Source organism: Amaricoccus sp. W119 (assembly GCF_047275745.1).
Lineage (GTDB): Bacteria > Pseudomonadota > Alphaproteobacteria > Rhodobacterales > Rhodobacteraceae > Amaricoccus.
This window is the reverse complement of record NZ_JBKQWU010000125.1, coordinates 1-4,656: the sequence shown is the minus strand read 5'-3', so window position 1 is coordinate 4,656 and position 4,656 is coordinate 1. Positions and strand designations below refer to the sequence as shown.

General features: G+C 66.8%; 6 protein-coding genes. 1 reads left to right on the top strand and 5 read right to left on the bottom strand.

All coding sequences use genetic code 11. The features are described 5' to 3' along the window. From ACLJK8_RS22065 to ACLJK8_RS22045, 5 genes are all read right to left on the bottom strand, one after another. Nucleotides 1-115 (bottom strand): GTP-binding protein (locus ACLJK8_RS22065; RefSeq protein ID WP_413152582.1); only part of this gene is annotated, 115 nt, incomplete at its 3' end. Between the two features lie 58 nt (nt 116-173). Continuing rightward, a complete protein-coding gene (fusA, locus tag ACLJK8_RS22060; RefSeq protein WP_413152581.1) occupies nt 174-2,291 on the bottom strand; it encodes an elongation factor G in 2,118 nt (705 codons plus the stop codon). 22 nt (nt 2,292-2,313) lie between these two features. Beyond that, nucleotides 2,314-2,784, bottom strand: a complete 471-nt coding sequence (gene rpsG / locus ACLJK8_RS22055) for a 30S ribosomal protein S7 (protein ID WP_413152580.1) — start codon at nt 2,782-2,784, stop codon at nt 2,314-2,316. Nucleotides 2,785-2,796: 12 nt separating this feature from the next. Next, nucleotides 2,797-3,168: a 30S ribosomal protein S12 gene (gene rpsL, locus ACLJK8_RS22050; RefSeq protein WP_413152579.1), complete on the bottom strand. Its 372-nt coding sequence runs from the start codon at nt 3,166-3,168 to the stop codon at nt 2,797-2,799. Nucleotides 3,169-3,570: 402 nt separating this feature from the next. After that, complete coding sequence (locus ACLJK8_RS22045) at nt 3,571-4,263, bottom strand: hypothetical protein (RefSeq protein ID WP_413152578.1); 693 nt, start codon at nt 4,261-4,263, stop codon at nt 3,571-3,573. A 278-nt stretch (nt 4,264-4,541) separates the two neighbouring features. Here ACLJK8_RS22045 and ACLJK8_RS22040 point away from each other — a divergent pair. Further along, a partial coding sequence (locus ACLJK8_RS22040) for a GTP-binding protein (protein ID WP_413152582.1) occupies nt 4,542-4,656 on the top strand: 115 nt, incomplete at its 3' end.

Genomic DNA, 4,656 nt, shown 5'->3' with positions numbered 1-4,656 from the left:
ACTCGCCGAAGAACTTCGTGATCGCAGCCGTCAGCGACGTCTTCCCGTGGTCAACGTGGCCGATCGTGCCAACGTTCACATGCGGCTTCGTCCGCTCAAACTTTGCCTTCGCCATGGTGGCCTCCTGATTCCCTGGGCGGCTCGGCGCCCCTGTTTCGCTGTCGGATCGCCGATCAGGCGTATTTGGCCTGGATCTCGTCCGAGATGTTCTGCGGCACCGCCTCGTAATGGTCGAACTGCATCGTGAACACGGCGCGGCCCGAGGACATCGAGCGGAGCGTGTTGATGTAGCCGAACATGTTCGCGAGCGGGACCATCGCGTTGATCGCGATCGCATTGCCCCGGGTATCCTGGCCCTGGACCTGGCCGCGGCGGCTGGTCAGGTCGCCGATGATGCCGCCGGTGTAGTCCTCGGGCGTCACCACCTCGACCTTCATGATGGGCTCCAGCAGCTTCGCACCGGCCTTGCGCAGACCCTCGCGCATCGCCGCGCGCGAGGCGATCTCGAAGGCCAGCACCGAGGAGTCGACGTCGTGGAACGCGCCGTCGATCAGCGCCACCTTGAAGTCGATCACCGGGAAGCCCGCGAGCGGACCCGAGTCCATCACCGACTGGATGCCCTTCTCGACGCCGGGGACGTACTCCTTCGGCACCGCGCCACCGATGATCTTCGACTCGAACGAGTAGCCCTCGCCCGGCTCGGTCGGGGTGATCTGCAGCTTCACCCGCGCGAACTGGCCCGAACCGCCGGTCTGCTTCTTGTGGGTGTAGTCGATCTCGGCCGGCTTCGAGATGGTCTCGCGATAGGCGACCTGCGGGGCGCCGATGTTCGCCTCGACCTTGAACTCGCGCTTCAGGCGATCGACGAGAATGTCGAGGTGAAGCTCGCCCATCCCCTTCATGATCGTCTGGCCGCTCTCACGATCGGTCTCGACGCGGAACGACGGGTCCTCGGCCGCGAGCCGCTGCAGGCCCTGGCTCATCTTCTCCTGGTCGTTCTTCGTCTTCGGCTCGATCGCGATCTCGATCACCGGCTCGGGGAAGGTCATCGTCTCGAGGACGACGGGCTTCGCCGGATCGCAGAGCGTGTCGCCGGTGGTCGTGTCCTTCAGGCCCGCCAGCGCGATGATGTCGCCCGCGAAGGCTTCCTCGATCTCCTCACGGTTGATCGCATGCATCATCATCATGCGACCGACGCGCTCGCGCTTGCCCTTGGTCGAGTTCAGGAGCTGGTCACCCTTCCGGATGACGCCGGAGTAGAGCCGGGTGAAGGTGAGCGAGCCCACGAAGGGGTCGTTCATGATCTTGAAGGCGAGGCCGGAGAACGGCTCGGCATCGTCGGCGTGGCGCGCGATGTCGCGGGTCTCGGTCTCGTCGCCGGGCGCGAAGCCCATGTAGGCCGGCACGTCGAGCGGACAGGGCAGGAAGTCGACCACCGCGTTCAGCATCGGCTGCACGCCCTTGTTCTTGAAGGCCGAGCCGCAGAGGATCGGTACGAAGGCCATCGCGAGCGTGCCCTTGCGGATCAGTGACCGCAGGGTATCGACGTCGGGCTCCTCGCCTTCGAGGTAGGCTTCCATCGCCGCGTCGTCCATCTCGACGGCGAGTTCGACCATGGTCGCACGCATCTCGGCGGCCTGATCGGCAAGCTCGGCGCGGATCGGCTGCCGGGTCCAGGTCGCGCCCAGATCCTCGCCCTTCCAGGTCCACTCTTCCATCGTGATGAGATCGACATGGCCCTCGAGCACGTTCTCCGCGCCGATCGGGAGCTGGATCGGGCACGGGATCGCACCGGTCCGGTCCTTGATCATCTTCACGCAGTTGAAGAAGTCGGCGCCGATCTTGTCCATCTTGTTGACGAACACGATCCGGGGCACGCCGTAGCGGTCGGCCTGCCGCCAGACGGTCTCAGTCTGCGGTTCCACACCGGCGTTCGCGTCGAGCACGCAGACCGCGCCATCGAGCACGGCGAGCGAACGCTCGACCTCGATGGTGAAGTCCACGTGGCCGGGGGTGTCGATGATGTTGAAGCGGTACTTCGGGCTGTCGGTCGAGACGCCGTCCTCGGTGCGCTCCCAGAACGTGGTCGTCGCCGCCGAGGTGATCGTGATGCCCCGCTCCTGCTCCTGCTCCATCCAGTCCATCGTCGCGGCGCCGTCATGCACCTCGCCGAGCTTGTGGGACTTGCCGGTATAGAACAGGATCCGCTCGGTGGTCGTGGTCTTGCCGGCGTCGATATGCGCCATGATGCCGAAGTTTCGGTAATGGTCGAGAGGATAATCGCGGGCCATTTCGTGCTTCCTGGTTTCGCCGTTACCAGCGGTAATGGCTGAACGCCTTGTTGGCGTCGGCCATCTTGTGGGTGTCTTCGCGCTTCTTCACGGCGGTGCCGCGCATGTTGGCGGCGTCGAGCAGTTCGCCCGCCAGGCGCTCTTCCATCGTGTGCTCGTTGCGCGCGCGGCTCGCCTTGATGAGCCAGCGGATCGCCAGCGCCTCGCGGCGCTCTGGCCGGACCTCGACGGGGACCTGATAGGTCGCGCCGCCGACGCGGCGGGAGCGGACCTCGACCGACGGCTTGATGTTGTCGAGCGCCTCGTGGAAGACCTCGATCGGCGGCCGGCGGAGCTTGCCCTCGACGCGCTCGAGCGCGCCGTAGACGATGCCTTCCGCGACCGACTTCTTGCCGTCGTGCATCAGGTTGTTCATGAACTTGGTCAGAACGCGGTCGCCGAACTTCGCGTCCGGCAGGACCTCGCGCTTTTCCGCGCTATGGCGTCGCGACATCTCGAACTCTCCTTATTTCGGCCGCTTCGCGCCGTACTTCGACCGGCGCTGGCGACGGTTCTTGACGCCCTGGGTATCGAGCACGCCGCGCAGGATGTGATAGCGAACGCCCGGAAGGTCCTTCACACGACCGCCGCGGATCAGCACGACCGAGTGCTCCTGGAGGTTGTGGGACTCGCCCGGGATGTAGCTGATGACCTCGAAACCGTTGGTGAGCCGGACCTTGGCCACCTTGCGCATCGCCGAGTTCGGCTTCTTCGGCGTGGTGGTGTAGACGCGCGTGCAGACGCCGCGCTTCTGCGGGCAGGCCTGCAGATGCATCGACTTCTGGCGCTTCACTCTCGGCTGCCGCGGGTTGCGGATCAGCTGCTGGATCGTTGGCATTCGGTTCTAAACCCCGTCTAACCGCAGTGTCTGTCGTGCGCGTTCAGCGCGTCTTCTGTTACGCAGGCTCCTCGCGCCCTTGCGCGAAATGCCAAAAGTGCCGCGCCGGACCCGAATCAACGGGAATCCGACGCGGCGAATTTCCAGAGGACTGGGACCCTTGGCCCGAGTCGTGACCGCCCAAAACATGACTGTTTCGAAGGGGAAACCCTTCAGAGCGGGCGGAAACTAGTCGCAAAGCCCGGGAAATGTCAACCGCGAACCGGAAATTGGCTCCGGGCTCCGCGGCGCGGTCATATCATGCTGATCTGAAACGGAAAACGCTGGCCCGCCGATGCGCCCGCGGCGGAGCGCCGCGGCGTATTCGGGTCATCCGTCCGCCGGATTCGAGCGCCGGCGGCCTCAGCGCGCCGCGTCGCCGCGTTCGCGCCGCTCCGGGGCCCCCTCGAGCGCGAAGATCCCGATGCCCAGCGTCGCCGCCTGCGCGACCAGCGGAAAGGCGAGGAAGGGCCAGGGCTCACCCGCCACCATCACCATGACGGCCCAGCCGCCATTGCTCGCCGACCAGAGAAACCAGGGCAGCGGCGGCTCACGCGCCGGATCGGCGTAGACCGCCGCGAGCCGGGGCCAGTGCGCGGCGAGCGCGACCCCGCCCAGCAGTGCCGCGAGCGGCATCCCGAGCTCCGCGCCGCCAGCGGAACGAACGGCAGGCGCGATCAGGAGCGCGCTCCACGCGAGCGCCAGCAGGCCGAGCATCACGGCGCCCCGGCCGGTTCCCGCGCCCATCCGCCGGGGCATCGAGCCCGCCACCACGAAGGCGCCGGAGAGCGCGGTCGCGGCCGGCGCGACGAGCAGGGGCGCCGGCGTCCCCAGAGCGGCGAGGACCGCCACGAGCGCCGCCGCCACGACGCAGACCGGGGCGAGGGCGCGCCGCTCGGCCCGGCTGCGCGTCGCGCGGTAGAGACCGGCGCCGAGGATCTGCGGACCGGCGACCGCCGCGGCGAACCAGAACTGCGCGGCCGTGAAGTCGGCTGTGATCAAGGCGACGGGCATGAAGCCGGCGGGCACGAAAGCAGCCACGAGGTCGGCGGTCATCTCCTGGCCATCCCGATGCCCTGGATGCCATGAATGGATGCCATGACGGATCTCCATCTAGCGACGTGTTGCGAATCGCTTAACCGCCGGGGCGTGACCGAGGCGTGACTTCGATGCTTGTGGCGCGGGTATCCGACCGGCGCACCCGGCCGATGCGGGCGAAAAAAGCGTTGCACCGGCGCCGGTTCTTGCGTTTCACGCGATTTGCCCCTACATGCGGCGCGCATCGTAAAACGGCTCCGCCCCCGCGCGGCCGCCGCGAAAGCAGGAAAAGCGAGATGGCGAAGGCAAAGTTTGAGCGGACGAAGCCGCATGTGAACGTTGGCACGATCGGCCACGTTGACCACGGGAAGACGTCGCTGACGGCTGCGATCACGAAGTTCTTCGGCGAGT

Excerpts from the sequence above, each read along its gene's own strand:
- ACLJK8_RS22045 (WP_413152578.1), bottom strand. The coding sequence starts at position 4,263 with ATGACCGCCGACCTCGTGGCTGCTTTCGTGCCCGCCGGCTTCATGCCC.
- rpsG (WP_413152580.1), bottom strand. The coding sequence starts at position 2,784 with ATGTCGCGACGCCATAGCGCGGAAAAGCGCGAGGTCCTGCCGGACGCG.
- fusA (WP_413152581.1), bottom strand. The coding sequence starts at position 2,291 with ATGGCCCGCGATTATCCTCTCGACCATTACCGAAACTTCGGCATCATG.
- rpsL (WP_413152579.1), bottom strand. The coding sequence starts at position 3,168 with ATGCCAACGATCCAGCAGCTGATCCGCAACCCGCGGCAGCCGAGAGTG.